The organism is Microlunatus soli (genome assembly GCF_900105385.1).
Classification (GTDB): Bacteria; Actinomycetota; Actinomycetes; order Propionibacteriales; family Propionibacteriaceae; genus Microlunatus; species Microlunatus soli.
In genome coordinates, this window is sequence record NZ_LT629772.1 from 2,871,287 (window position 1) to 2,895,145 (window position 23,859).

At 68.1% G+C, this 23,859-nt stretch carries 21 protein-coding genes; 11 read left to right on the forward strand and 10 right to left on the reverse strand.

Going from position 1 to position 23,859, the window contains the following annotated elements; genetic code table 11:
* Positions 1–239: 239 nt before the first annotated feature.
* Positions 240–1,160, forward strand: coding sequence for an endonuclease/exonuclease/phosphatase family protein (locus tag BLU38_RS13195; protein ID WP_091525471.1), 921 nt, complete (start codon positions 240–242; stop codon positions 1,158–1,160).
* A gap of 147 nt (positions 1,161–1,307) precedes the next feature.
* On the opposite strand, the gene BLU38_RS13200 is transcribed toward BLU38_RS13195, so the two are convergent.
* Together BLU38_RS13200 and BLU38_RS13205 are read right to left on the reverse strand one after the other, a co-directional pair.
* Complete coding sequence (locus BLU38_RS13200) at positions 1,308–2,165, reverse strand: phosphatase PAP2 family protein (protein ID WP_091525473.1); 858 nt, start codon at positions 2,163–2,165, stop codon at positions 1,308–1,310.
* Between the two features lie 87 nt (positions 2,166–2,252).
* Complete coding sequence (locus tag BLU38_RS13205) at positions 2,253–3,167, reverse strand: RNA polymerase sigma-70 factor (RefSeq protein WP_091532375.1); 915 nt, start codon at positions 3,165–3,167, stop codon at positions 2,253–2,255.
* A gap of 246 nt (positions 3,168–3,413) precedes the next feature.
* Between BLU38_RS13205 and BLU38_RS13210 the strand changes: the two genes are divergently transcribed.
* Positions 3,414–4,751: an FAD-binding oxidoreductase gene (locus BLU38_RS13210; protein ID WP_091532377.1), complete on the forward strand. Its 1,338-nt coding sequence runs from the start codon at positions 3,414–3,416 to the stop codon at positions 4,749–4,751.
* 30 nt (positions 4,752–4,781) lie between these two features.
* Here BLU38_RS13210 and BLU38_RS13215 read toward each other — a convergent pair whose 3' ends face one another.
* Positions 4,782–5,123, reverse strand: coding sequence for a hypothetical protein (locus BLU38_RS13215; protein ID WP_091525475.1), 342 nt, complete (start codon positions 5,121–5,123; stop codon positions 4,782–4,784).
* A 59-nt stretch (positions 5,124–5,182) separates the two neighbouring features.
* Here BLU38_RS13215 and BLU38_RS13220 point away from each other — a divergent pair, with 59 nt between their 5' ends.
* The 3 genes from BLU38_RS13220 (at position 5,183) to BLU38_RS13230 (ending at position 7,840) form a co-directional block, all read left to right on the forward strand.
* Positions 5,183–5,695 (forward strand): DinB family protein, encoded by a 513-nt coding sequence (locus BLU38_RS13220; RefSeq protein WP_091525477.1) that lies wholly within the window; start codon positions 5,183–5,185, stop codon positions 5,693–5,695.
* Between the two features lie 69 nt (positions 5,696–5,764).
* Positions 5,765–6,832, forward strand: coding sequence for a M48 family metallopeptidase (locus BLU38_RS13225; RefSeq protein ID WP_231920323.1), 1,068 nt, complete (start codon positions 5,765–5,767; stop codon positions 6,830–6,832).
* Positions 6,833–7,039: 207 nt separating this feature from the next.
* Positions 7,040–7,840 carry a deoxyribonuclease IV gene (locus BLU38_RS13230; protein ID WP_091525480.1) on the forward strand — a complete coding sequence of 267 codons (801 nt, stop codon included), beginning with the start codon at positions 7,040–7,042 and terminating at the stop codon, positions 7,838–7,840.
* A gap of 26 nt (positions 7,841–7,866) precedes the next feature.
* Here the strand turns inward: BLU38_RS13230 and BLU38_RS13235 are convergent, their stop codons facing one another.
* A complete protein-coding gene (locus BLU38_RS13235; RefSeq protein WP_091525482.1) occupies positions 7,867–8,439 on the reverse strand; it encodes a TetR/AcrR family transcriptional regulator in 573 nt (190 codons plus the stop codon).
* A 66-nt stretch (positions 8,440–8,505) separates the two neighbouring features.
* Here BLU38_RS13235 and BLU38_RS13240 point away from each other — a divergent pair, with 66 nt between their 5' ends.
* A complete protein-coding gene (locus BLU38_RS13240) occupies positions 8,506–9,078 on the forward strand; it encodes a dihydrofolate reductase family protein (protein ID WP_091525484.1) in 573 nt (190 codons plus the stop codon).
* Between the two features lie 593 nt (positions 9,079–9,671).
* Here the strand turns inward: BLU38_RS13240 and BLU38_RS13245 are convergent.
* Positions 9,672–11,099 carry an APC family permease gene (locus BLU38_RS13245; protein WP_091525487.1) on the reverse strand — a complete coding sequence of 476 codons (1,428 nt, stop codon included), beginning with the start codon at positions 11,097–11,099 and terminating at the stop codon, positions 9,672–9,674.
* Between the two features lie 96 nt (positions 11,100–11,195).
* On the opposite strand from BLU38_RS13245, the gene pdxR reads away from it, so the two are divergent.
* A complete protein-coding gene (gene pdxR / locus BLU38_RS13250) occupies positions 11,196–12,596 on the forward strand; it encodes a MocR-like pyridoxine biosynthesis transcription factor PdxR (protein WP_091532381.1) in 1,401 nt (466 codons plus the stop codon).
* Positions 12,597–12,610: 14 nt separating this feature from the next.
* On the opposite strand, the gene BLU38_RS13255 is transcribed toward pdxR, so the two are convergent.
* The 4 genes from BLU38_RS13255 to BLU38_RS13270 form a co-directional block, all read right to left on the reverse strand.
* Entirely contained in the window at positions 12,611–14,005 is a 1,395-nt protein-coding gene (locus tag BLU38_RS13255) for a serine hydrolase domain-containing protein (protein WP_157683439.1), read from the reverse strand.
* A 65-nt stretch (positions 14,006–14,070) separates the two neighbouring features.
* On the reverse strand, positions 14,071–14,769 hold the full coding sequence (locus BLU38_RS13260; protein ID WP_231920324.1) for a potassium channel family protein: 699 nt from the start codon (positions 14,767–14,769) through the stop codon (positions 14,071–14,073).
* Between the two features lie 23 nt (positions 14,770–14,792).
* Complete coding sequence (locus tag BLU38_RS13265) at positions 14,793–16,163, reverse strand: TrkH family potassium uptake protein (RefSeq protein ID WP_231920325.1); 1,371 nt, start codon at positions 16,161–16,163, stop codon at positions 14,793–14,795.
* Between the two features lie 42 nt (positions 16,164–16,205).
* Positions 16,206–17,096: a LysR substrate-binding domain-containing protein gene (locus BLU38_RS13270; RefSeq protein ID WP_091525492.1), complete on the reverse strand. Its 891-nt coding sequence runs from the start codon at positions 17,094–17,096 to the stop codon at positions 16,206–16,208.
* An 82-nt stretch (positions 17,097–17,178) separates the two neighbouring features.
* On the opposite strand from BLU38_RS13270, the gene BLU38_RS13275 reads away from it, so the two are divergent.
* The gene (locus BLU38_RS13275; protein ID WP_197680106.1) at positions 17,179–18,114 is read left to right on the forward strand and encodes a DMT family transporter; all 936 of its coding nucleotides are present in this window, start codon (positions 17,179–17,181) and stop codon (positions 18,112–18,114) included.
* On the opposite strand, the gene BLU38_RS13280 is transcribed toward BLU38_RS13275, so the two are convergent.
* On the reverse strand, positions 18,059–19,027 hold the full coding sequence (locus BLU38_RS13280; RefSeq protein WP_091525496.1) for a LysR family transcriptional regulator: 969 nt from the start codon (positions 19,025–19,027) through the stop codon (positions 18,059–18,061). The two genes, BLU38_RS13275 and BLU38_RS13280, sit on opposite strands and share 56 nt — an antisense overlap.
* 106 nt (positions 19,028–19,133) lie before the next feature.
* Between BLU38_RS13280 and BLU38_RS13285 the strand changes: the two genes are divergently transcribed.
* The 3 genes from BLU38_RS13285 (at position 19,134) to BLU38_RS13295 (ending at position 23,698) form a co-directional block, all read left to right on the forward strand.
* Positions 19,134–20,495 (forward strand): MFS transporter, encoded by a 1,362-nt coding sequence (locus tag BLU38_RS13285; protein ID WP_091525498.1) that lies wholly within the window; start codon positions 19,134–19,136, stop codon positions 20,493–20,495.
* A gap of 37 nt (positions 20,496–20,532) precedes the next feature.
* Positions 20,533–22,776, forward strand: a complete 2,244-nt coding sequence (locus BLU38_RS13290; RefSeq protein ID WP_197680107.1) for an arylsulfatase — start codon at positions 20,533–20,535, stop codon at positions 22,774–22,776.
* A gap of 148 nt (positions 22,777–22,924) precedes the next feature.
* Positions 22,925–23,698, forward strand: coding sequence for an SDR family NAD(P)-dependent oxidoreductase (locus BLU38_RS13295; protein WP_091525500.1), 774 nt, complete (start codon positions 22,925–22,927; stop codon positions 23,696–23,698).
* The last annotated feature ends 161 nt before the right edge of the window (positions 23,699–23,859 follow it).

Below are 23,859 nucleotides of genomic sequence, written 5' to 3' on the forward strand. Positions count from 1 at the left end.
CCAGCCGTACGGTGCGCCCTCCCGCCCGGTGCCGGACCGAGTTTCATGATCAACACCGTCGATGATCATCGGCGATCAAGATCGTCGACTCCCGGCTGCGCCATGATCGTCTCTGCACGCAACGGTCGCCTGGAGTACACCGACGTGCCATCCGGTGGCCCTACCGTTCGCGACCGATCGCCGTCTGAATCCATCCCCCTTGCTGCCAAGTCACCGCAGCACTCTCACCAAGGAGACCCATGACCACCATCGACCGTCGCACGCTGCTCGCCGGTGGAGCCGTCCTCGGTGCTGTCGGCCTGGCTGCCGGCACCGCCACCACCGCTTCGGCCGGCCAGCAGCAGGCCCTGATCGGACCGGCAGCGGGCGAGCGACTGCACGTGATGTCGTTCAACATCCGGCTTGACCGGTCGAGCTCGACCCAGCCCGGCGATCCCGACCACTGGCCGGAGCGGGCACCGATCCTGACCTCGTTGCTGAAACTGGAACAACCGTCGCTGCTGGGCATCCAGGAGGGGTTGTACCAGCAGTTGCCGGCGATCGAGGAGGCCCTGCCGCATCACAAGCTGATCGGCTACGGACGCCAGGGCGGCAGCAACGACGAATACTCAGGGATCTACTACGACGCCCGCCGATTCGACGTCGTCGGCTGGGACCAGTTCTGGTTGTCCGACACCCCGAAGCTGATCGGGTCGGCGACCTGGGGCAACACCGTCACCCGGATCGTCACCTGGGCACGGTTGCACGACCGCCGCACCGGCAAGGACTTCGTCCACGTCGACACCCATTTTGATCACCAGTCCGAGAACGCCCGGATCCACAGCGCCCAGGCCATCGTCGATCTCGTGGACGGCGATCTGGCCGACCTGCCGACGATCGTCACCGGCGACTTCAACTCCCCCGCCGACACCTCCGGCGCCTATCAGACGCTGGTCGGCTCCGGTGTGCTGAAGGACAGCTGGAAGGAAGCCGCCAAGCAGCTGACGCCGGCCTGGGGCACCTTCCCCGGCTACAAGGATCCGGTGGTCGGCAACGATCGGATCGACTGGATCCTGCTCCGCGATGCCGGCACCGTCCAGAAGGCCGCGATCAACATGTACCGGGTGGACGGCCGGTATCCGTCGGACCACGCGCCGGTGCAGGCATTGATCACGCTCTGATCGTCGCTGACAACCGGTGAGAAGGATCCGCTCCTGGTACGGAGCCGGTCCCCAGATCCAGGAGGATGTGCCCGATCCGGGAGCGGATCCTTCTCACCCAGCGGAAGTCTCCGGTGGACGTGCCGGGTCTCACTCTGTTGCAGCGTCTCAGTTGGAGGTGCGGGCGACCAGTCGGCTGTAGGCACCGACGCCGACCCCGGCGACGCCGGCGATCACTGCAGCGGTGAACGGGATCACCCGGGAGGCGTCGGCCGAGGCACTCCAGCCGAAGCCGTAGATGATCACGCCGACGGCGGCCAGCCCGGCACCGAGCAGCGCCGGGAAGACCCCACCGAAGCCGACCCGGCCGTCCCGCGGCCGGCCGGCAAGCAGCGCGCTGACCAGTGCGGCCCAGGCCAGCGTGACCAGCATCGCGGCGATCACGTCACTGGGCCGGTGCCAGCCGGCGATCAGGGTGGCCAGTCCGGTCAGCCCACCGACGCCGGCACCGATCAGGGCGACCAGCCAACGCAGCGCCCGTGGTGCCACCAGGACGCCCGCCAGGACCAGTGAGAACACCACGGTGGTGTGCCCGCTGGGCAGCGAATTCGCCGCCGAGCCGACGCCGAGGTCGGGACGATCCAGCACGTAGTGCTTGAGCAGTTGGGTGCTCACATTGGCACCGGCGACCAACACGACGGCGGCCAGCGCGACCCGTACCCGGCCGCGGGCCAGGGCGACGACGATCAGAGCGGCCAGTGCGACAGCCGCACTGCCGACACTGACCTCCTGCAACAGCCGGACCAGCCGGGCGGTGGTGTCGCTGCCCGCCCCGTCCAAGACCTGCCGGGCGGTCTCGTCGTACTGCTGTCCCTGTGCGGTGAACAGCGCCAGCCACGAGGTGACGGCGAATCCGATCACGGCGAGGATCGCCACCGGGATCGCCGGGGTCGCGATCGCCGAGCGGTCGGGCCGGGACGGCTGCCCGTGCTGGACGGCAACAGGCCGTTCGGTAGTGAGAGCCATCCCACCAGCGTCCCCGACCCGATCAACCCGGACAAGCCGACCAGGGTTTTCACATCAACTCCACAGCCGGTCGCGGCGCGGGCGGGCTCAGCGGGTGAGCCGGGTCTCACGGTTCAGCCGGCCGAGCTTGTGCGGATTGCGGACGATCGACAGCCGGCTGATCGCACCATCGGCGATGTGCAGCGAGATGACGGTCTCGATCTCGCCGGCGCGGTCGGCGATCAGGGCGGGCTTGCCGTTGATCACGGCCGGTCGCAGGATCGGCGGGTCGACCCGCCGGAAGAAGTCGGCGACGGCGTCGGCACCGTACAGCGGCTGCTGCACGGCGACCCTGATGCCGCCGCCGTCGGCCACCAGGACGACGTCCGGGGCGAGCACCTCGAGCAGACCCTGCAGGTCACCGGTCCGCAGTGCCTGCCGGAACGCCTCTGCCACCGCCCGCCCCTCGACCGGGTCGGCGACGGCACGGGGCCGACGCACGGCGACGGCTCGACGGGCCCGGTGGGCGATCTGCCGGACCGCGGCAGGGCTCTTGTCGACGGCTTCGGCGATCTCGTCGTGGGCGAGGCCGAACACCTCACGCAGCACGAAGACCGCGCGTTCGGTCGGGGTCAGGGTTTCCAGCACCGTCAGCATCGCCAGCGAGATGCTGTCGGCGAGGACGACGTCGTCGGCGATGTCGGGCGTGGTGAGCAACGGTTCGGGGAGCCACGGACCGATATAGGTCTCCTTGCGGCGGGCCAGCGTCCGCAGCCGGTCCACCGCCTGCCGGGTGGTGATCTTGATCAGATACGCGCGCTGATCCCGCACGGCGTCGAGTTCGACCCCGGTCCAGCGCAACCAGGTCTCCTGCACGACGTCTTCGGCATCGGCGGCCGATCCGAGCAGCTCGTAGGCGACGGTGAAGAGCAGGTTGCGGTGGGCCAGGAAGATCTCGGTCGCCGGGTCGGTGATCGCGCTCAGCTCCCGGTCCTCGGGGGCGACGGACGACGTACGGGCCATGGTGGCCACCTCTCGCTGCGGGCTGCCGGTCGGGTCGGACTGCTCATCCATCTGACGTACGCCGCGTCGGTTGTGTGACATCGATCGACCTTTTCCTCCCAACGACGCCGGCGTGACGTAGGTCACGATCGGGCCGCGTCACATCCGTGATCGGCGATCCCTCTTCTGTACATCCCCTCTTTCCGTCCGTCATCGGCCGCAGGGCCTGCGGCGCCGGTGATCAACATCTCGAGTCGAAGGATGATCATGACCACAGCATTGGAATCCCTGCAGCAGTTCACCGGCGACATCATCGGGCCCGGTGATCAGGGCTACGAAGCGGCCAGCCGTACGGTGTTCGGCGCCGGTCAGCCGATCCGGGTGCTCTGCCCGGCAACCGTCCGCGATGTCCAGGATGCGGTCGGATCTGCTGCCCAGGCAGCGATCCCGCTGTCGGTCCGCGGCGGCGGTCACAGCTTTGCCGGCTTCGGCACCAACGAGGGTGGGGTGGTGATCGACCTCCGTCACCTGGCCGAGGTGCAGCTGATCGACCCGGACACCCATCGGGTACGGATCGGCGGCGGGGCAACCTGGGGGCAGGTGTCGACCGCGCTGGCCGGCGAGGGACTGGCGATCTCGGCCGGCGACACCCGCAGTGTCGGGGTCGGCGGTCTGACGCTGTCCGGAGGCATCGGCTGGAAGGTCCGCAGACACGGGCTGGCCCTGGACAATCTGGTGGCCGCCGACGTCGTGCTCGCCGACGGCAGCGTCGCGCGGGCGAGCGCGGATCAGCACCCCGACCTGTTCTGGGCTCTTCGGGGTGGTGGCGGCAATGTCGGGATCGTGACCAGTTTCGAGTTCCTCGCCCATCCGACCACCGCGGTCCACAGCGGGATCATCGCGTTCCCGTCGACCGAGGCGACCGCCGTGCTCCAGGGCTGGGCCGGGTATCTCCGGGACGCTCCGCTCGAGCTGACCTCGACCGTCGAATTCGCCAACCCGTTCGCCGGCGGTCCGCGGGCGCCGATCCAGGTGCACGTCGTCGTTGACACCGATAACACCGACACCGCAGCAGCGGTGCTCGAACCGATCCGCCGGCTCGGTACCGTGATCTCCGACGACGTCGCCGTGATCCCCTACGCCGACACCCTGGTGGACGGGATGACACCGCCGCCCGGCATCGCGTTGATCACGCGGAGTTCCTTTGTCTATAAGGGATCTGTGCCGCAGGCGATCAGCACACTTGCCGAGATCGGCACAGCGGAGGGGTCACCGATCATCGCCATCCGGGCCGTCGGTGGCGCCGTCGCGGAGGTTGCCGACGACGCCACCGCCTATGCCCATCGCGGGGCCGAGCTGATGGTGGCGACGACGATGCTCGGGCCGGACGCGGTGGTCGCTGCCGCCGGTCCGGCGCTGGATGCGGTCTGGCGGCGGCTCGCTCCGCATGTGCGCGGCGCGTATGCAAGCTTCCTGAGCACGGCGACCGAGCAGGACGTCGACGCGATCTATCCGTCGGCGACCCGGCGCCGACTGGCGATGATCAAACGCCGCTACGATCCCGGCAACGTGTTCGCCGGCAATCACAACGTCCGACCCGACTGACCGGCGGTCGATCGGGCCGGACGACGGCCGTCACGCCCACGGGTTGACCCACAGCACCAGTCCGATGATCACCATCGCGACCGCGACCGGATACCAACCGAGCTTGCGGGCGCGGCGGCCTGGGCCACCGGCTCCCAGCCACAGCGGGACCACGCTGGCCAGCACGACGACTCCGCCGATCACACTCAGGGTCGACGACAGCATCGCACCGAGCACGATCAGGATCGCTCCGAGGATCGCGAACAAGATCATCATCATCACGTCGAAGATCCGTTCGGCCACACCCATCGACCGGGCCCGTTCGGCCGCCGCTACCCGTTCGGGACGGGTCTGCGGGCGCGCCCGCGGGTGCGGCAATTCCTGCTTGGCCATGATCCCAGCATGTCACGACCTGCCGCGGTCTCCGACGCGTCCGAGGCAATACTGAAGGCATGGCTGAGCACCCGACCGAACCTCCCGGCAGCATCGGCGATCCGCAACGCTTGTTGATCGCTTATCTGGACTACTACCGAGCCGCGCTGTTGGCCAAGGTCGATGGCCTGACCGAGGCCCAGCTGCGGGGCTCGGTGCTGCCCAGCGGTTGGACTCCGATCGAGTTGATCAAGCACCTGACCTTCGTCGAGCAGCGCTGGATCGGCTGGGGGTTCGAGGCGCTGGCGGTCGCCGCGCCGTGGGGTGATCGCACGCCAGACGGCAGCCGTTGGTCGGTCGGGCCCGACGAGTCCGTCGCCGAGCTGAGCGGACTCCTGCTCGACCAGGCGTCGCGGACGAACGCGGTGCTGGCCGGGCATCCGCTGGACCGGCGGGCGGCGATCGGCGGACGTTTCGCGGACGATCCGCCGACGCTGGGCTGGATCGGCTTCCACCTGCTGCAGGAATACGCCCGGCACCTCGGCCACCTCGACGTCGTACGGGAGTTGATCGACGACAGCACCGGCGAATAGCGCGCGAGTATCGACCCGGCCAGGCACCGAACGTCCGCACCGACCCGTGGCACCTCATACACTGCTGGAGTGAGCTACGCGGTGCAGCGACAGGTCGGCCGAGGCCGGATCCGATTCCCCGACATCAGCCCGAGGGCGTACGAGCATCCGACCGATCGTGGCGCGCTCGTCGCGTTGCGGGCGATCCCGGGATTCGACGCCGTCCTCAAGGCGGTGTCCGGCGCGATCGGCGAACGCAGCATCCGGCTGCTCTATCTGGCGACCTCGATCCGGGTGTCGCCGCGGCAGTATCCGGACCTGCACCAGATGATCAGCGAATGCGCCACAACCCTTGACCTGAAGGCGATCCCGGAGCTCTACATCCAGCAGGATCCGATCCCGAACGCGATGACGATCGGGCTGGACAAGCCGATCATCGTGGTCTCCACCGGACTGCTCCAACTACTGGACACCGACGGGCTGCGGTTCGCGATCGGACACGAGGTCGGTCACGTACTGAGTGGCCACGCCGTCTATCGCACCATGTTGATGCAGCTGATCGGCATCGCGCAGAACATCCAATGGATGCCGATCGGCGTCTGGGGGCTGCGGGCGATCATCGCCGCGTTGAACGAGTGGTTCCGCAAGTCCGAGCTGTCCTGCGACCGGGCCGGGCTGTTGTGCGTCCAGGATCCGGCGGTCGCGTTGAAGGTGCACGCGTCACTGGCCGGTGCCCTCAACCCCGACGAGATGGACGTGGCCGGCTTCCTTGATCAGGCCAAGGACTACCAGGAGTCCGGCGACGTCCGCGATTCGGTGTTGAAGCTGCTGCAGATCTCCGGCCAGTCGCACCCGATGGCTGCCTTGCGCGCCGCGGAGTTGCAGAAGTGGGCTGCCGGGACGGAGTACCCCGACATCCTGGCCGGCAACTACCCCCGCCGGTCGGAGGACAAGAACGCCCCGCTCGGCGAGGACGTCAAGGCCGCCGCGTCGGCGTACCAGGAGAGCTTCAGCACCAGCTCCGATCCGCTGTTCAAGGTGGTCAACAAGGTCGGTGGCGTGATGGGCGGTGTCGGCGGTGCTGCCGCCGGCCGGTTCCGCGACTGGTGGCAGGCCGGTCGCAACGATCCGCCGAAGGACGACACCAGCACCTCGTGACCGCAAGTCACCGCCCTGAGCTCACCTCAACCCCGACTCGCCTCCGGACATTTCGCAGCAGCTGATGCCACATCGCCCTCGGAATGCGCCGGCCGGGGACTTTTCGCAGTACGTGATACCACATCGCCCTGGAGGTTCGCGGGAGTCGGTGGGGATCTCGGTACGGCGTGGGACCGGGTGTCGGGGGCGGGCGCTAGGGTCGCGGTCATGAGTGGGTTGTTGGTCGGTGGCCATGTCGAGCAGGAAGATCCGATCGCGGAGGCGACGGCGCGCGGCGCCGGGCTGTCGCAGTTCTTCCTCGGGGATCCGCAGGGTTGGAAGGGTCCGAAGGTCGCCTATGCCGGCGGGGCCGAGGCGCTCAAGGATGCCGCCGGTGAGGCCGGCATCAAGCTGTACGTGCACGCGCCCTATGTGATCAACGTCGCGACCAGCAACAACCGGATCCGGATCCCGAGCCGCAAGCTGTTGCAGCAGACGCTGACCGGGGCCGCCGAGATCGGTGCCGCCGGAGTGATCGTGCACGGCGGTCACGTGCTCGCCAAGGACGATCCGGAGCTCGGATTCGAGAATTGGTTCAAGTGCATCGACCGGACCGAGATCGAGGTGCCGCTGCTGATCGAGAACACCGCCGGCGGCGACCGTGCGATGGCCCGGCACCTGTCCAGTATCGAGAAGCTCTGGCAGGCGATCAGCACGGCGAGTGGAGCCGAGCAGGTCGGCTTCTGTCTGGACACCTGCCACTTCCATGCCGGCGGCGAGGAACTGGTCGGCCTGGTCGATCGGGTGAAGGCGATCACCGGCCGGGTCGATCTGGTGCACGCCAACGACTCCCGCGACGCGTTCGGTTCCGGCGCCGATCGGCACACCAACCTCGGTGCCGGTGAGGCCGATCCCGACGGTCTGGCCGCGGTGGTCGCCGATGCCGGCGTCCCGGTCGTGGTCGAGACCCCGGGCGGCGTCGAGGGACAATCGGCCGATATCGACTGGCTGCGTCAGCGGGTTGGCTAGGGAACCACTGATTTATTCGTACTTCCCTAGGTGATCAGCGCTCGGCGGACGGCGGCGACCAGGACCCGTTCGACCTCCTCCTCGGTGAGCAGGTCGGGCAGCGTCAGCCGCTCCAGGATCAGCCAGTTCAACGCCAGGTAGAGCACCAGCACCGAGGTGGTGTCGCCGGGTAGTCCCGACGCTTCGTGGTTGGCGATGTTGATGTCGATGTCCTGCCGGATCCGCTCGGTGAGGACGGCTCGAAGTGCCGGCCGCCGGGTGGCCTCCAGGCGGAGTTCCAGTAGCGCCAGTTGTCCCGACGGGAACGAGGTCACCCGACCGACGACCTCCCGCATCAGCTCGAGATAGCGCTCCGTGTCCCGAGCGCCGGTCCGGCTCTGCGCGATCGTCGCGTCGTCGGGCAGCAACCGTTCGTAGATCCGGCCGCCGATCTGGGTGAAGAGGTCGTCGCGGTTGACGAAGTAGTTGGAGGCCGTTCCCGCGGGAACGGCGGCGCCGGCGTCCACCGCCCGGAACGTGAGGCCGCGCGCGCCCTGATCGGCCAACACCTCGATGGCCGCGTCAATCAGACCACGCCGACGTTCCTCGTTCTTGCGCATTGACACCACTCCAGTTGTAGTACTACGTTTGAACCACTACATATAGAGTAGTACGAAAGGAATCCGATGCGAAAGCTCATCTATTACGTCGGCGCCTCGCTCGATGGCTACATCGCCGGCCCGGGCGGCGAATTCGGCTTCTTTCCGCTTTCGCCGGACATGGCGACCTGGATCACCGAGCGCTATCCGGAGACGATCCCGACCCACCTGCGCCGGGACGCCGGAGTGGAAGGACGCTCGAACTCGACCTTCGACACCCTGGTGATGGGTCGCGGCACCTACGAGCCGGCGCTCACCGTCCCCACCACCAGCCCGTACGCGCACCTGCGGCAGTACGTGGTCTCCAGCACCCTGAGCATCGACGACGACACCGTCACCGTCGTGCCCGACGATCCGATCGGCCTGGTCCGGCGACTCAAGGCCGAGGAGAGCGACAAGCACATCTGGCTCTGTGGCGGCGGCCGGCTCGCCGGCTCACTGATGGCCGAGATCGACGAGTTGATCATCAAGAGCTACCCGGTGCTGTCCGGCGGTGGTATCGCGCTCGTCGACGGACCGTTCGACCCGACGCTCTTCACACCGACCCGTCGCGAGACGTTCGACAACGGCGCCGTCGTCAGCTGGTTCAGCCGGAGTTGATCATGATCGTCTAGTGTCCTGCACCCGAAATCCGTTGCAGAAGTCGGGCGGCTGAAGTGGTGAGCTGCAAGGCGGAGGAGGTGCGCATGCCGGGTGCACGTAAGCCACCTGGCTTCGCAGCAGATTGCCGCTTCAGGCGTTCGAATTATGTGACGGATCTCGGGTGCAGGACACTAGGCTGGCTCACCCTCGGCCAGAAAGGGCAGTCCGCGCCATGCATCCAGCGACGACCGAGACCGTGCTCTACCGAGCCCGCTACGCACTGTGGGTGCAGCTGGTCGCGATCGGCGTCGTCGCCCTGCTGGCGGTGATCATGGTGCAGGCCAATCTCACCTGGTATCGGGAAGGCCGTGGGCCGACGCCGCTGACCTGGGTGGTGTCGGTCGCGCTGATCGCCGGCCCCGCTGTCATCCTGCTGACCGGTCTGCGGCAGTCCTTCACGGTGACGGATCAGCGGTTGATCATCACCGGAGCGTTCCGGACCCGCCGGATCGGCTGGCAGCAGGTGCGATCGATCGAGGTGGATCGTCGGCTGCTGAGCCGTGGCGCGACGGTCGTGGTGCTGACCGACGGGTGCACCGTGCACAGCCCGATCACTGCGGCCCGAGTGGCGATCCGCCGCGGCGAGCAGACAGTTGATCATGGTCCGGACCTGTTGCATCCGGCACGGCCGACGCAGGCAGCCCGCGCGGCGCACCGCCGTCACCTGATCGCCCGGTGAGCCGGGTGTAGCCGTACGCCGCGATGGCGACGAACCCGGCCCAGACCAGATGCGGACCGGTCATCACCGCCAAGATCACCACCGAGACCAGGGCGAGCAGAGCGAGCCGACGGTCGAAGGACCGTGCTGGCAGCAACCGGACGGCGGCGGCCGTGCCCGCGACGTAGACCAGCGTGAAGCCGCCGGTGGTCAGCAACATCACGTCGTCGACCTGCCAGCCGCCGATGGCGGCGATGGCCTGAGCGAGCAGGGACAGCACACCGACCAGCAGCACACCCCGGGTCGGGACCTGTCCGGCCTCGCTGCCGCGGGCAAACCAGCTGGGCAGTCCGCCGTCACGGCCGAGCGCTGCGGCCAGCCGGGACGAGCCGGCGAAGTAGGCGTTCATCGCACCGATGCTGAGCAATACGGCGACCACGGCGGTGACGGCGCGGACCTGACCTCCGGTGCCGACGGCGAGCACGTCGGAGAGCGGCGCCGTACTGCTGCCGGTCGCCGGTCCGAGCACCAGCAGCGCGGTGCCGGCCAACGCCAGATAGAGCACACCGACGATGCCGATCGCCGCTCCGGTGGCGCGCGGCACGTCCCGTCCGGGACGCCGATAGTCGGCGGCCAGCGACGACACCGCCTCCCAGCCGGCGAAGCCCCACACCAGGACGGCCGCCGCCGGTCCGATCGCCAGCCAACCGTGCGGCGCGAACGGGGTCAGGTTGGACAGCCGGGCGTGCGGCAGCGCGGCGACGATCGTCACCGTCATGATCAACGCGAGTGCCGCGGTCAACCCGAGCTGGACCCGGCCGGACAGCCGGAGACCGAACGCGTTCATGATCACCACGACGATGATCATCGCGAACGCCACCGCAACCGTCGTCGTCCGGCCACCGCCGAAGGCGTCGGCGACGTAACCGGCCGCCATCATCGCGGCCGCGGGAGCTCCGACCGGCACGCTGAACAGAAAGATCCAGCCGACCACCGTCGCCCACCGCGGCCCGAAGGCGCGGCCGGCATAGCTGGAGACACCACCGGTGTCGGGGTAACGACCACCGAGGGTGGCGAAGGTGCCGGCCAGTGGGACCGACAGCAGCACCAACAGCGCCCAGGCGATCAGCGAGGCCGGCCCGGCGATCTCGGCCGCGACCGCCGGCAGCGTGATCACGCCGGTACCGAGCACGGCACCGACCGTCAGTGCCGTGCCCTGCGCGACGGTCAACCCGCGCGATGACGATGCCGCCCCGGGTGGGGCGAGTTCGGTCGGCTGCACCGCCGCATCGCCCCTGCTGATCGATGTGCTGGGTTCCATGGCTCCATCGTGCGGGCGAAGTGGACCGTGCAGAAGGGCCACATTGCCCCAAACTCATTGGTCCAGTTGTCGGCGGTTGTGCGTACCCTGAAGAAGGTGAGGTTCCATGTCCGGCTCGACGTCGCCGACGGGCACGCCGCGAGCATCTACCGGGAGTTGCTGGACGCCGTGCTCGACGGCCGGCTTCGGCCGGGCGAGCGATTGCCGTCGTCGCGGGAATTGGCGAGCACTCTCGGTGTCGCGCGCGGGACCGTCAGCACCGCCTACGACCGGCTGGCCGCCGAAGGGTTCCTGACCAGCCGGGCCGGCTCCGGCACGTTCGTCGGTGCCGACGCGAGACCGGATCGCTCCCGGCACGCACCCCGCGGGCGCGGTGCCGACCCTCGCCCGATCTGGAATCGGCTGCCGGCGGCGGTCTCCGAAGCGCCGGCGCTGCCCTACGACCTGTCGGTCGGTGGCCCGGACACGAACCTGTTCCCGTTGCCGGTCTGGCGCCGGATGGTCTCGGCGACGCTGCGGACGGGCTTGATCAACTCTGCCGTCTACGACACCGCACCGCATCCGTTACGGGGTGAGATCGCGCGCTACCTCGGTCAATCCCGATCGGTGCAGGCGGCCGACGACGACGTGCTGCTCACCAACGGTGCCCAACAGGGCCTCGATCTATGTGCGCGGGTGTTGCTCGCCGCCGGTGATCGGGTGGCCGTCGAGGATCCGGGCTACAACGCCGCGGCCCGGTTGTTCGCCTCCCACGGAGCGAAGGTCATCGGCGTCCCGGTCGACGACGAAGGACTGATCGTCGACCGGCTGCCCACCGGGACCAAGATCATCTACGTCACCCCGTCACACCAGTTCCCGACCGGTGCGGTGATGTCGCTGCGCCGCCGGATCGCCTTACTGGATTGGGCTGCTGTCCACAACGCGGTCATCCTGGAGGACGACTACGACAGCGAGTTCCGCTACGCCGACCGGCCGCTCGAACCGTTGCAGAGCCTGGATGCCGACGGACGGGTGGTCTACCTCGGCTCGTTCTCCAAGATCCTGCATCCGATGCTGCGGGTCGGCTATCTGGTCGCACCGAGCTCGTTGCAGGCCGCGCTCGGCGAGGCCAAGCGGCTGACGGACTGGCAGGGCGACGCGGTCACCCAGGGTGCATTGGCCCGTTTCCTCGGGGAGGGGCAGCTCTCGACCCATCTGCGTCGATCGCTGAAGATCTACCGTGAGCGTCGGACGACGCTGCTGGCCGAGCTCGATCGGCTGCACGAGGTGACCGTGTTGCCGTCGGCAGCCGGGCTGCATGTCTGTCTCCGACTGCCCCCGGGCAGCGAAGACCGGACGGTCGCCGCCCGGGCCGCCGACCTCGGCGTCACTGTCGAACCGATCTCGCCCCGTTTCGTCGGCGCCGACCGCTGGCCCGGCCTGGCGCTCGGCTTCCGCAACATCGGCGTCGACCGGATCCCGGCCGCGATCGCCCTGTTGCGCCGGACCCTCCGCTGACCGCCGCCGGCTGGTCAGTCCGCTCGGGCGCGCGGGGTCAGCCGGGTGCCGGTGTAGAGGTAGTCGCCGCCGGCCGGATTCTGATCATCGGTGAAGGTGCCGTAGCTGAAGGTGGTCCAGCCGAGCCGATCGTCGGTCCGGCCGACGAAGTGATGATCATCGACCGGCACCAGCGGCATCGTCTCCGGTTCGTCGTCGGGGTCCGGGGATTCGTCGGTGGGTATCACGGTGACCTGCAGGCCGCTGTCGGTGGCGGCGACCTCGTACTCCTCGCCGGTCCGGGCGAAGCGTCCGACCGCGGGCACGGACCCGGTGAGTCGATGGGGCTGTTCCGGCGGGGCATCGACGGTGAACGGTGCGGCGATGCCGTGCTCGGCCAACAGGGCCTGACGCAGCTCGGCCCAGAGCAGGCCGGCGCCGGGGCCGTTGGTCAGCAGACCGACCGCCAGGCCCGCGTCGGGGACCAGCAGCAGGTAGGCGTACTGCCCGACCGTGGCACCGTTGTGCCCGAACACCTGGTGGCCGTCGAAATGGTCGACCTGCCATCCCAGACCTTGCCAGCCGTCGACCTGGATGCCCGGCGGCGTACCGATCTGCCTGCTACGCATCGCGGCCACGCTGCCGCCGGTGATCAACTCCACTCCGTCGACACTGCCGTCGCGCAGGTGCAGCCGGGCATAGCGCAGCAGGTCGGTGATGTCGGCGTGGATCAAGCCCGCCGGGCCGATGGATCGTGGCAGCTGCCAGCGTCTGATCAGTTGGCGAGGTTCGCCCGGGCCGCCGGAGTGGCCGACGGCGGCGTTGCCGAGGATCGCCTGCTCGGGCAGTGTTCCCGCGCTGGTCAGGCCCAGCGGTCCGAGCAGTTGATCATGGAGAGCGGTGTCCCAGGTCGTGCCGGTGAGCTCTTCGATCACCCGTCCGAGAACGACGAAACCCGCGTTGCAGTAGGAGAACATGCTGCCGGGCCGATAGAGCTGGCCGACGTCGGCGAGCCCTGCGACATAGCGGGTCACCGCATCGTCGCCGCGCCCGTAGTCGGTGAAGACGTCGCCGTCGATCCCGGAGCTGTGGCTGAGCAATTGGCGAATCGTCACGGTGGCCGCCGCCTCCGGATCCGGCAACCGGAACCATGGCAGCAGACTCTGCACGGTCTGGTCCGGTTCGAGGCGGCTCTGCTCAGCCAGCTGCATGATCATGGTCGCGGTGAAGGTCTTGGAGATCGACCCGATCTGGAAGACGGCGTCGGTCCTCACCGGGACGCCGGTCTCGACGTTGAGCACACCGGAGGCGTAGCTGTCGATCCGGTCGCTGCTCTCCGCGTCGGCCAGGGAGAGCACACCGAGGCTCGCGCCCGGCACCTGATGCCGGTCCCGGAGTCGGTCCAGCAGTGCTTGATGATCGTTGTGCACCGGTGTCACTCGTTTCGTGTCGATCTGATGTCGTGCTCGTCTCGCTGCCCCTGGCCGGGCGGGTCTCAGGCGTGATTGGCGAACTGCTCCACCTGAGCCACGGTGCCGGAGACGATCAGGACATCACCGCGTTGCGGCACGGTGCGTTCGGTGGCGTAGGTGAAGTTCTCGCCCGGACGTTTCAGCCCGACGATCGTGATGCCGTACGCACTACGTGGCCTGGTTTCGGCGAACGCCTTGCCCAGTAGCGATTCCGGGGCGTGGGTCTTGACCAGCGCGAAGTCGTCCTCGAACTTGATGTAGTCCATCATCTTGCCGATCACCAGATGGGCGACCCGCTCGCCCATGTCGTGTTCGGGGAGTACGACATGGTGGGCGCCGATCCGGTCCAGGATCCGGCCGTGCTGTCGGGTGATCGCCTTGGCCCAGATGTGTTCGACCTGCAGGTCGACCAACACCGAGGTGGTCAGGATGCTGGCCTCCAGATCACTGCCGATTCCGACGACCACCCGGTCGAAACTCGGCAGGTCGAGCTGGGTCATCGCTTCCGGATCGGTGGTATCGGCGATCGCGGTGCTGGTGAGTTGATCGGCGTAGGAGTTGATCACCGCCGGGCGGGAGTCGATGCCGAGCACCTCGACCGAGGTCGATTCGAGCTCCAGCGCCACCGAGCTGCCGAACCGGCCGAGCCCGAGAACGGCGACCTTGTGCGCCGGCTCGTCCTTCTGGCTCCGTCTGCCGGAACCGCTTCCGAACATGATCATCTCCTCGTGTTCTGAGCCCTGGGTCAACCGACCAGCGGGCGTTCCTCGGGCAATTCGTAGCGGCGGCGTCGATCCCGCAGCGCGAGCGCTGTGCCGAGCGTGATCGGGCCGAGTCGTCCGACGAACATCAACACCATCAGGATGCAATGGGCGGCGACGGGCAGCTTCGGAGTCAGCCCTGCCGACAGGCCGACGGTAGCGAAGGCCGAGATCACCTCGAACAGCACCTTGGCCATCGAGTACGGGCTGATCATCATGATCACCAACGTCGACACGGTCACCAGTCCGACCGCGAGCAGGACCACTGTCAACGCCTGCCGTTGGACAGCCTCCGGCAGTCGGCGATGGCGGACGTGCACCGTCGGCTCGCCGCGCAGCTCGGCCCACACGACGAAGGCCAGCAGCGCAAAGGTGGTCACCTTGATACCGCCGGCGGTGCCGGCACTGCCGCCGCCGATGAACATCAGGATGTCGTTGAGCAGCAGTGTCGCCGGGCGGAACTGCGCGACGTCGAGGCTGTTGAAGCCCGCCGTCCGGGGCACCACACCACCGAAGATCGAAGCCAGCACCTGCTGTGGCAGCGACAGCGGGCCGAGGGTCTTCGGGTTGCCCCATTCGGTGATCAGGAATCCGACGCTGCCGACGACCAGCAGGACGATCGTGGTCCCGATCGTGATCGAGGCGTGCAGTCCCAGTCGTCGCCGATGCCCACGGGCCAGGCGCTGGACCTCCACCAGAACGGGGAATCCGATCCCGCCGAGGATGATCGCGAGCATCACCGGGACGCAGATCAGGGGGTCACCGACGTAGCCCATCAGATTGTCGGAGAAGATCGAGAAGCCGGCGTTGTTGAACGCCGACACCGAGTGGAAGACACCGGCGTAGACGGCCCGGCCCGGACCGACCCCCGGCGTTCGGGCGAAGCCCAGGGTCAGCACCAGGGCGACCGCCGCCTCGATGGCGACCGTCATGATCGCGATCCGGCGCACGATGTCGCGGACGTCACCAGTCCCGAAGGCCTTGTTCTCGGTCTGCACGGTGGTGGCCATCTGCAACCCGATCCGGCGGGTCACGACGACACCGATCATCGTGGCCAGTGTCATCACTCCGGTGCCGCCGACCTGGATCAGCGCCAAGATCACGACCTGGCCGAAGGTGCTGTAGTGGGTCGCGGTGTCGACCAAGATCAGTCCGGTCACGCAGGTCGCCGAGACGGCCGTGAACAGAGCGGTCAGGAACGGGGTCGACTCGCCGCCGGCCGATGCGATCGGGAGGCTCAGCAGCACCGCACCGACAGCGATGATCAACGCGAAGCCGGCCGCGATCAGTCGCGCCGGATTGCGCGCCTCATTCCTGCCCGAGCGGGATACCCGGGTGCGGTCGCGCAGAGTCACGTGCACGATGGTCCCACATCGACCGACCAGCGGGACGATTGATCATGACGACGCCGACACCCGGGTGTCGAGCAGGCCGAGCAGTCGGCGTACGGCGGGGTTGTTGCGCAGGCTCTGGCGGCTGCGGACCAGGATCGACCGCGTCGGTGTCGGATCCTCCAGCGCGACGACCCGGACGCCGGCCGGCGGCGTACCCAACCCCAGCCGGGGCAGCACGGTGATCCCTGCGCCGGCGGCGACGAACGCCACCGCCGTCGGGTAGTCCTGGGTCTCGATCTGGAAGCCGGGGCTGAAGCCGGCCGCGGCACAGGCGTCGAGCAGGATCTGCCGGCAGCTGCCGCGGGCCACGTCGTTGTCGACCCAGCTCTCCTCGGCGAGCTCGGCCAGCGCGATCTGCTGCCGGTCGGCCAGCCGATGCCCGACCGGAAGTACCGCCAGATAGGGCTCGGTGAGCAGCGGCCGGATGTCGTAGCCGGTCAGCGGGGTGGAATTGGCGCCTTCGACGAAGATCTCGACGTCCGGTTCCTCCGCCGAGCCCTGATGCAACTCGGTCAGGCGCAGGTCCAGCCGCAGGCCGGGGAACTCGCGGGACAGGGTCGCGACGATCGGCGGGATCCAGGTGCTGCCGGCGGAGGCGAAGTGCGAGACGGTCAACGAGCCGACTCGGCCGGCGCGGAGGTCGGCGGTCAGCGATTCGAGTCGGGCCAGCCGTTCCAAAACGGCATCGGCCTCGGCGGCCAGCAGTCGGCCGGTGGCGGTGGCGACGATGCCGCGGCCGCTGCGTTCGATCAGCGACAGCCCGGTCTCACGCTGCAGGGTGCTGACCTGCTGACTGACTGCCGACGGGGTGTAGCCGAGGTTGGTGGCCGCCCGGGCGACCGAGCCTTCGGCGATCACTGCGCGGAAGACGCGCAATCGGTTGGTGTCCAACATACGCTCCATTGTAAAGCGCTGCTGAATTGTGATGTCCGAATACCGCCTTGTGCTACTGATTCGGCGCCGTCATGATCGATCCGTGAGCGCAATCAAGGTGGTGCCGGATCGGTCGACCCCGACCTCGGCGCCTGCATCGGCCGGGCTGGCGATGATCTCCACGATGCTGTTGTGGGCGTCGGCCTTCGTCGTCATCCGATGGGTGGCGCCGTACCTGTCGCCGGGCCCGCTGGCACTGGTCCGGTTGGCGTTCGGGACGGCGACGCTGTCGGTACTGTTCGTGGTCCGCCGCCGACGCGTCCCGACCGGTCGGTCGCTGGTGTTGGCGGTCGCGTACGGCGTGGCCTGGTTCGCCGGCTACACCGTGTTGCTGAACTGGGCCGAACACCACCTCGACGCCGGCACCGCCGCGATGCTGGTCAACGTCGCCCCGATCCTGATCGCCCTGCTGGCCGGGCTGTTCCTCGGTGAGGGCCTGCCCCGGCCGCTGTTCCTGGGGATGGGGATCGCCCTCGGCGGTGTGGTGCTGATCGGCTTTGCGACCGGTGGCGGCGACAACGACCTCCTCGGGCTGGTCCTCGGGCTCGCCTCGGCGTTGCTCTACACCGCGGGAATGTTGATCCAGAAGATCGTGCTGCGCTCGGTCGACGCCCTGGCCCTGACCTGGACCGGCTGCACCGCCGGCCTGCTGGCCACCCTGCCGTTCGTCGGCCAGACCGTGCAGCAGATCGCGACCGCCCCGATCAGCGCGACCATCGGCGCCGCCTTCCTCGGTGTCGGCCCGACCGCGATCGGCTTCTCGCTGTGGGCCTACGCCCAGACCCGGATCCCGACCGGCCAACTCGCGGCCGGTTCCTTGATCATTCCGGCGATCGCCCTGGTGATGTCGGCGATCGTGCTGCACGAACTGCCCCCGGTCGCCGCGATCATCGGCGGCGCGCTCTGCCTGACCGGCGTCGCGATCAGCCGGGTGCGTCGGTCACCGAGGATCCGCCCCACACCGCCCGACCTGCGGTGAGCACCGGACCTTCCTCGGTCAGCAACTCGAGGAAGGCTGCGGCTGCCGGAGTCGGCTCGTTGGTGGCGAGCCGGTAGACGCTGATCTGCCGCAGCCACAGCGGCTCCGGCAGATCCACCGCTGTCGTGTCGTCCGACACCGTCACCTTCGCCGCCAAGGCACCCAGCAGACCGATGCCGAGCCCTTCCCGGACCAACGCGACCACGGTCGTCGGCTCGGAAACCGTGATCACCTGCCGGGGCTCCACCCCGATCCGATCCAATCGCTCCCGGTAGTCCGACCAACCGCTGAGCGGGTCGCCGCTGACGATCACCGTTCGGCCCGCCAGGGCCGCCGGATCGGCGACCCCGGCCCGGGCCAGCGGATGATCGTCGGTGACGATCAGTTGGATCCGTTCGGCGAAGAGTGGGGTCGACGGCACGTTGTGATGGCGTTGCGGAACGTCCACCGTGCGCACGGCCAGATCGATCTCCCCGGCGGCGACCAACGCTTCCAGCCCGGCCGGATCGGCCTCCCGGAGCTCGATCGCCACACCGGGATAAAGGCCACCGAACCGCCGAACCAGCGGGGCGATCACCACCGCCATCACGCCCGGATAACCGCCGACCGCCACCCTGCCCTGGACCGTCGAGGTCAGCGCCGAGACCGCATCGGTCCCGCCCCGGAGCTCACGCAGGACGGCACGGGCATGGGGCAGGTAGGCGGCACCGGCGCTGGTCAGTTCGACCCGCCGCGGTCGGCGCACCAGCAATGCCGAACCCAACTGCCGTTCCAGGGCAGCAATGTGAGCGCTGACCCGAGGCTGGGCTCGATTCAAGGATTGAGCGGCTGCGGTGAACGTCCCGTGCTCGACCACAGCCACAAAGGACACCAGCCAAACGATGGCCGGCGGTTCGCCAGTTGCCCACGCCATACGCCCATCGTATGGCTGCTAGACGAAATCAGCATTAGACGTATGGCACCGGATTCTCTAGCGTCGTCGGGAACGCTCTCGCCCCCTGTCGCACGAAGGACACCCGATGACGACGACGTCCCCAACAACGTTCGATTCCGGCCCACTGACCCGCGGCCAACGTCGGATCGCGCTCACTGCCGTCGGCGGCTACTTCGTCGACGGCTACGACCTGCTGGTACTCGGCGGCGCACTGCTGGCGATCAAGCCCGAGCTCGGGCTTTCGGCAGGTCAGGTCGGGATGCTGACCGCAGCGGCGTTCGTCGGGATGGCGGTCGGCTCACCGATCTCCGGCCCGCTGACCGACCGCTTCGGACGCAAGCCGATCTTCTTCACCGCCATGGTGCTGTTCGTGGTCGGGTCGGCGCTCACCCTCGCGGTGCCGTCGCTGGCACCGCTGATCGCGCTCCGCTTCGTGATCGGACTGGCGATCGGGGCCGACATGCCGCCGTCGGCGGCGCTGATCGCCGAGTTCATTCCGAGTCAACGGCGTGGCACGTTCACCGGCCTGGGCGGGGTGGCCTGGATGCTGGGCGGCGTGCTGGCGATCGGGGTCACCTTGGCGATCTACACCGCCTTCGGTAACGAGGACCATTGGCGCTGGGTGCTGGCGACCGGTGCGATTCCGGCACTGGTGCTGCTGTTCCTGCGCCACAAGACCCCAGAGTCGCCGCATTGGCTGGAATCCCGCGGCCGACACCAGGACGCGGTCGCGGCCTGGCAGTACGCCCAGGGCAGCGAGCCCGACACTGCGCCCGGTCACCGACCGGTCTCGGCAGCGGCACCGACCCCGCTGCGGGCGCTGTTCCGTCGACCGTTCGGCTGGCTGATGCTCTGCATCTGCGTCTTCTGGGGCTTCAACAACCTGTACGGGTCGGCGATCCTGCTCTACCAGCCGACCTTGATCACCCGGATCGTCACGCCGAAGACCTACACCGCACTGTTGTTCACCGGTGCCACCTTGTTGATCGCCGGCGTCGTCGGAACCATCGTCTGCCTCTACCTGATCGAAAGCCTGGGTCGTCGGTTCGTCGCGCTCGGCTGCCTGACGTTGTTGATCATCGCCTGCCTGCTGATCTATTTCGGGATCGGGGTCGCGGCTCTGGTTCTGGTCGCATTCGGCGCTGCGATTGCGGTGATCAACGGCGGAACGTCGATCGCCTTCTACGCCTGGGCGCCGGAACTCTTCCCGACCGCGATCCGTGGCCGCGCCGTCGGCCTGGCGAACATGATCGGCAAGGCCGGCAGCGTGCTGGGCACCCTGGCGTTGCCCACGCTGTACGAGTCGGTGGGTAACACCATCTTCATGATCATCGCCGTCGCCGCAGCCATCAATCTTGCTGTCGTGTTCCTGCTGGCACCCGAGACCAAGGGCCGCAGCCTCGACGACCTGGCCCGCGGCGTCACTCGATTCGGCCACCGTCGCTGAATCGTCCCGATCCCCCTTTGACGACGAAAGGTATCCGTTGACCGAGCACCCGATCGCGCCCATCTCCACCGTGGGAACCACCTACCGCGACAGTGAACCCTGGTGGCCCGAACCGCAGCGGCCCGCCGAGGGGTCACCCGATGTCATCGTGGTGCTGCTCGACGACGTCGGTTTCGGCAGCCTCGGCTGCTTCGGCTCCGAGATCTCGACTCCCACGATGGATGCGCTGGCGGCTGACGGACTCAGCTACACCAACTTCCACGTCACTCCGCTGTGTTCGCCGACCCGGGCCAGCCTGCTGACCGGTCGCAATCACCACGCTGTCGGGATGTCGATGCTGTCCAACGCCGACAGCGGCTACCCGGGCAAGCGCGGCATGGTGTCGCACCGGGCCGCGATGCTGCAGGAGGTGCTCCGCGACCAGGGCTACAACACCGCGGCCTTCGGCAAGTGGCACCTGACGCCGATGGATCAGACCTCCAGTGCCGGACCCTACGATCAGTGGCCGCTGGGCCGTGGCTTTGAACAGCACTACGGGTTTCTGGAAGGACTGACCGATCACTTCTTCCCCGAGCTGGTCCAGGACAACCACCGGATCGATCCGCCCCGGACACCCGAGGACGGCTATCACCTGACCGATGATCTCGTCGATCATCTGATCGACTACGTCTCCGATCACCGGTCGATCGCTCCGGACAAGCCCTACTTCGCCTACCTGGCGCTGGGTGCCGCGCACTGTCCGCACCAGTCCCCCGCCTCGTACCTGGAACGGGTTCGAGGCCGGTACGACGACGGTTGGGACGAGATCCGGCGGCGACGGCTGGAGCGGCAGATCGAGCTGGGCATCGTACCGCCGAACACGGAGTTGGCTCCGCGCAACGATGGCGTGCAGGCCTGGGACGAGCTGTCGCCGGACGAACAACGGCTGATGGCTCGGCTGCAGGAGGCGTTCGCTGCGATGCTGGAGCACACCGATGATCAACTGGCGCGGCTGATCGCCCATCTCGAGCAGCTCGGCGTCCGGGACAACACGATGATCATCCTGATGTCGGACAACGGCGCCAGCCAGGAGGGTGGACCGGTCGGCAACACCAACACCATCGCGTACGAGAACGGCGATCAGATCGACATCGCCGACGCCCTCGAGCAGCTCGACGACATCGGCACCTGGCGTTGTCACAGCAACTATCCCTGGGGTTGGGCACAGGCCGGGAACACCCCGCTCAAGCGCTACAAGCAGAACGTGCACGCCGGTGGTGTCCGGGCACCCTTGATCATCTCCTGGCCGGACCGGCTGCGGGAGGTCGCCGGCCAACGCCGCGATCAGTTCCACGATGTGATCGACATCGCGCCGACCGTGTTGGAGATCGCCGGTGTCACGATGCCGGAGGAGTACCGGGGTGTGCCGCAGCTGCCGGTGCACGGGACCTCGCTGCAATACACCTTCACCGAGCCACAGGCACCGACCCGGCACCCCACCCAGTATTTCGAGATGTACGGACACCGGGCGATCGTGCACGACGGCTGGAAGGCGGTCGCCTACCACGAACGGCACAGCAGCTACGACGACGACCGCTGGGAGCTGTACGACCTGGACAACGACTTCTCCGAGTGCCACGACCTGGCCGGGGAACGCCCGGAGAAGCTGGCCGAGCTGATCGGGCGTTGGTGGTCCGAGGCGGAGCGCTACGGCGTCTTCCCGCTGGACGACCGCAACTTCGCCGAACGGGCGGCGAAGTATCACAGCGCCGCCTCACCCCGGCGCCGTCGGCACTTCCTGTTCCACCGCGGCGTCGGACGGATCCCGGCCGGCGTCACACCGCTGATCTACGACCGCTCCTATCGGATCGATGTCTCGGTCACCCTGGCCGCCGATGATCATGGTGTGTTGATCGCTCAGGGCGATGTGAACGGCGGTTATGCGCTCTGGGTGGACGGCGACCAGTTGCACTACGAGTACAACCATCAGGGCACCCGGCGGTATGTCGCCGGCGGTTCCCTGACGGCCGGCGAGCACCGGCTGTCGTTGGACTTCAGCAAGTCCGGAGAGCTGTCCGGCACGGCCGACCTGTTGGTCGACGACGTGAGGGTCGGGTCGCTCGAGCTGCCGAGCACCGCCCGGTACATGCTCGGTTGGCAGGGCCTGACGATCGGTCGTGACGCACTGTCACCGGTCAGTCTTCGTTATCCGCGCGAGTTCCCCTTCACCGGCAACCTGCACACCGTCGAGATCGCCCTCGCCGACGACGGCGAGGAAACCGCCCACGAACCCATCGACTGACCCCTCCTCCCCTCCCCTCTCCCCTCCTCCCCCGGTTCCCGCGCAGCTTCGCTGTTCTGGCGCAACCTGCAGCCCGCGCCAGAACCGCGAAAGTGCGCGGGAACGGCGGTGTGGGTGGGTGAGTGGGGGCGGCCGTAGGATCGGCGGCATGGTTACAGCCTTGATCACCGGCGGCACCTCCGGCATCGGTGCGTCGTTCGCGCGCCAGCTCGCCGAACAGAACTACGACCTGGTGCTGGTGGCCCGGGACAAGGCCCGACTGGACGAGACCGCCGAAGAGCTGCACACCCGCTACGGCGTCACGGTCGACACCCTGCCGGCCGACCTCGGCCAGCAGGCCGACCTGCACCGGGTCGCCGAACGGCTGGCCGACCCGGACCGTCCGATCGAGGTGTTGATCAACAACGCCGGGTTCGGCGTCCATTCCCGGCTGCTCGATCCGGACACCGGCCGGCACGACGTTGCGATCGATGTGATGATCAAGGCCGTCCTGGTGTTGTCGAACGCAGCCGGCCGGGCGATGCGGGAACGCGGCTCCGGCGGCATCTTGAACGTGTCCAGCACCGCCGGCTTCGTCACGATGGGCAACTACTCCGCGATCAAGGCGTGGGTGACGTCCTACACCGAGGCGCTGGCCAACGAGTTGCACGGCACCGGTGTCCGGGTCACCGCACTCTGCCCGGGCTGGGTGCGGACCGAGTTCCATCAGCGGGCCGGGATCAACGCCTCCTCCATCCCGGCACCGCTCTGGTTGGACGCCGAGCCACTGGTCCGGCAGGCACTGGCCGATTTCGAAGCCGGCAAGGTGATCTCGTTGCCGAGTCTGCGCTACAAGATCCTGATCGGACTGGCCCGGCACCTGCCCCGCGGCGCGATCCGCGCCGTCTCCCGGATGATGTCGTCCAGCCGGCATGATTCCTGAGCGGCGCAAGAATTGCGCAAGATCCGGTCAGTCCGCGCCGTAGCCGGTCGACGTCGTACCCGGCAATGCGTCACCGTGGAACGGGACGGGGCCCGGGACAGCCGCCGCGGCACGGCTCGCAGAGTCGTGGCAATCGGCGGAAGTGACGCTAAGGTGAACGA

What these genes read in the sequence shown, in the direction of transcription:
- BLU38_RS13195 (WP_091525471.1), top strand. Translation starts at nt 240, where the DNA reads ATGACCACCATCGACCGTCGCACGCTGCTCGCCGGTGGAGCCGTCCTC.
- BLU38_RS13200 (WP_091525473.1), bottom strand. Translation starts at nt 2,165, where the DNA reads ATGGCTCTCACTACCGAACGGCCTGTTGCCGTCCAGCACGGGCAGCCG.
- BLU38_RS13205 (WP_091532375.1), bottom strand. Translation starts at nt 3,167, where the DNA reads ATGGCCCGTACGTCGTCCGTCGCCCCCGAGGACCGGGAGCTGAGCGCG.
- BLU38_RS13210 (WP_091532377.1), top strand. Translation starts at nt 3,414, where the DNA reads ATGACCACAGCATTGGAATCCCTGCAGCAGTTCACCGGCGACATCATC.
- BLU38_RS13215 (WP_091525475.1), bottom strand. Translation starts at nt 5,123, where the DNA reads ATGGCCAAGCAGGAATTGCCGCACCCGCGGGCGCGCCCGCAGACCCGT.
- BLU38_RS13220 (WP_091525477.1), top strand. Translation starts at nt 5,183, where the DNA reads ATGGCTGAGCACCCGACCGAACCTCCCGGCAGCATCGGCGATCCGCAA.
- BLU38_RS13230 (WP_091525480.1), top strand. Translation starts at nt 7,040, where the DNA reads ATGAGTGGGTTGTTGGTCGGTGGCCATGTCGAGCAGGAAGATCCGATC.
- BLU38_RS13235 (WP_091525482.1), bottom strand. Translation starts at nt 8,439, where the DNA reads ATGCGCAAGAACGAGGAACGTCGGCGTGGTCTGATTGACGCGGCCATC.
- BLU38_RS13240 (WP_091525484.1), top strand. Translation starts at nt 8,506, where the DNA reads ATGCGAAAGCTCATCTATTACGTCGGCGCCTCGCTCGATGGCTACATC.
- BLU38_RS13245 (WP_091525487.1), bottom strand. Translation starts at nt 11,099, where the DNA reads ATGGAACCCAGCACATCGATCAGCAGGGGCGATGCGGCGGTGCAGCCG.
- BLU38_RS13260 (WP_231920324.1), bottom strand. Translation starts at nt 14,769, where the DNA reads ATGATCATGTTCGGAAGCGGTTCCGGCAGACGGAGCCAGAAGGACGAG.
- BLU38_RS13270 (WP_091525492.1), bottom strand. Translation starts at nt 17,096, where the DNA reads ATGTTGGACACCAACCGATTGCGCGTCTTCCGCGCAGTGATCGCCGAA.
- BLU38_RS13280 (WP_091525496.1), bottom strand. Translation starts at nt 19,027, where the DNA reads ATGGCGTGGGCAACTGGCGAACCGCCGGCCATCGTTTGGCTGGTGTCC.
- BLU38_RS13285 (WP_091525498.1), top strand. Translation starts at nt 19,134, where the DNA reads ATGACGACGACGTCCCCAACAACGTTCGATTCCGGCCCACTGACCCGC.
- BLU38_RS13295 (WP_091525500.1), top strand. Translation starts at nt 22,925, where the DNA reads ATGGTTACAGCCTTGATCACCGGCGGCACCTCCGGCATCGGTGCGTCG.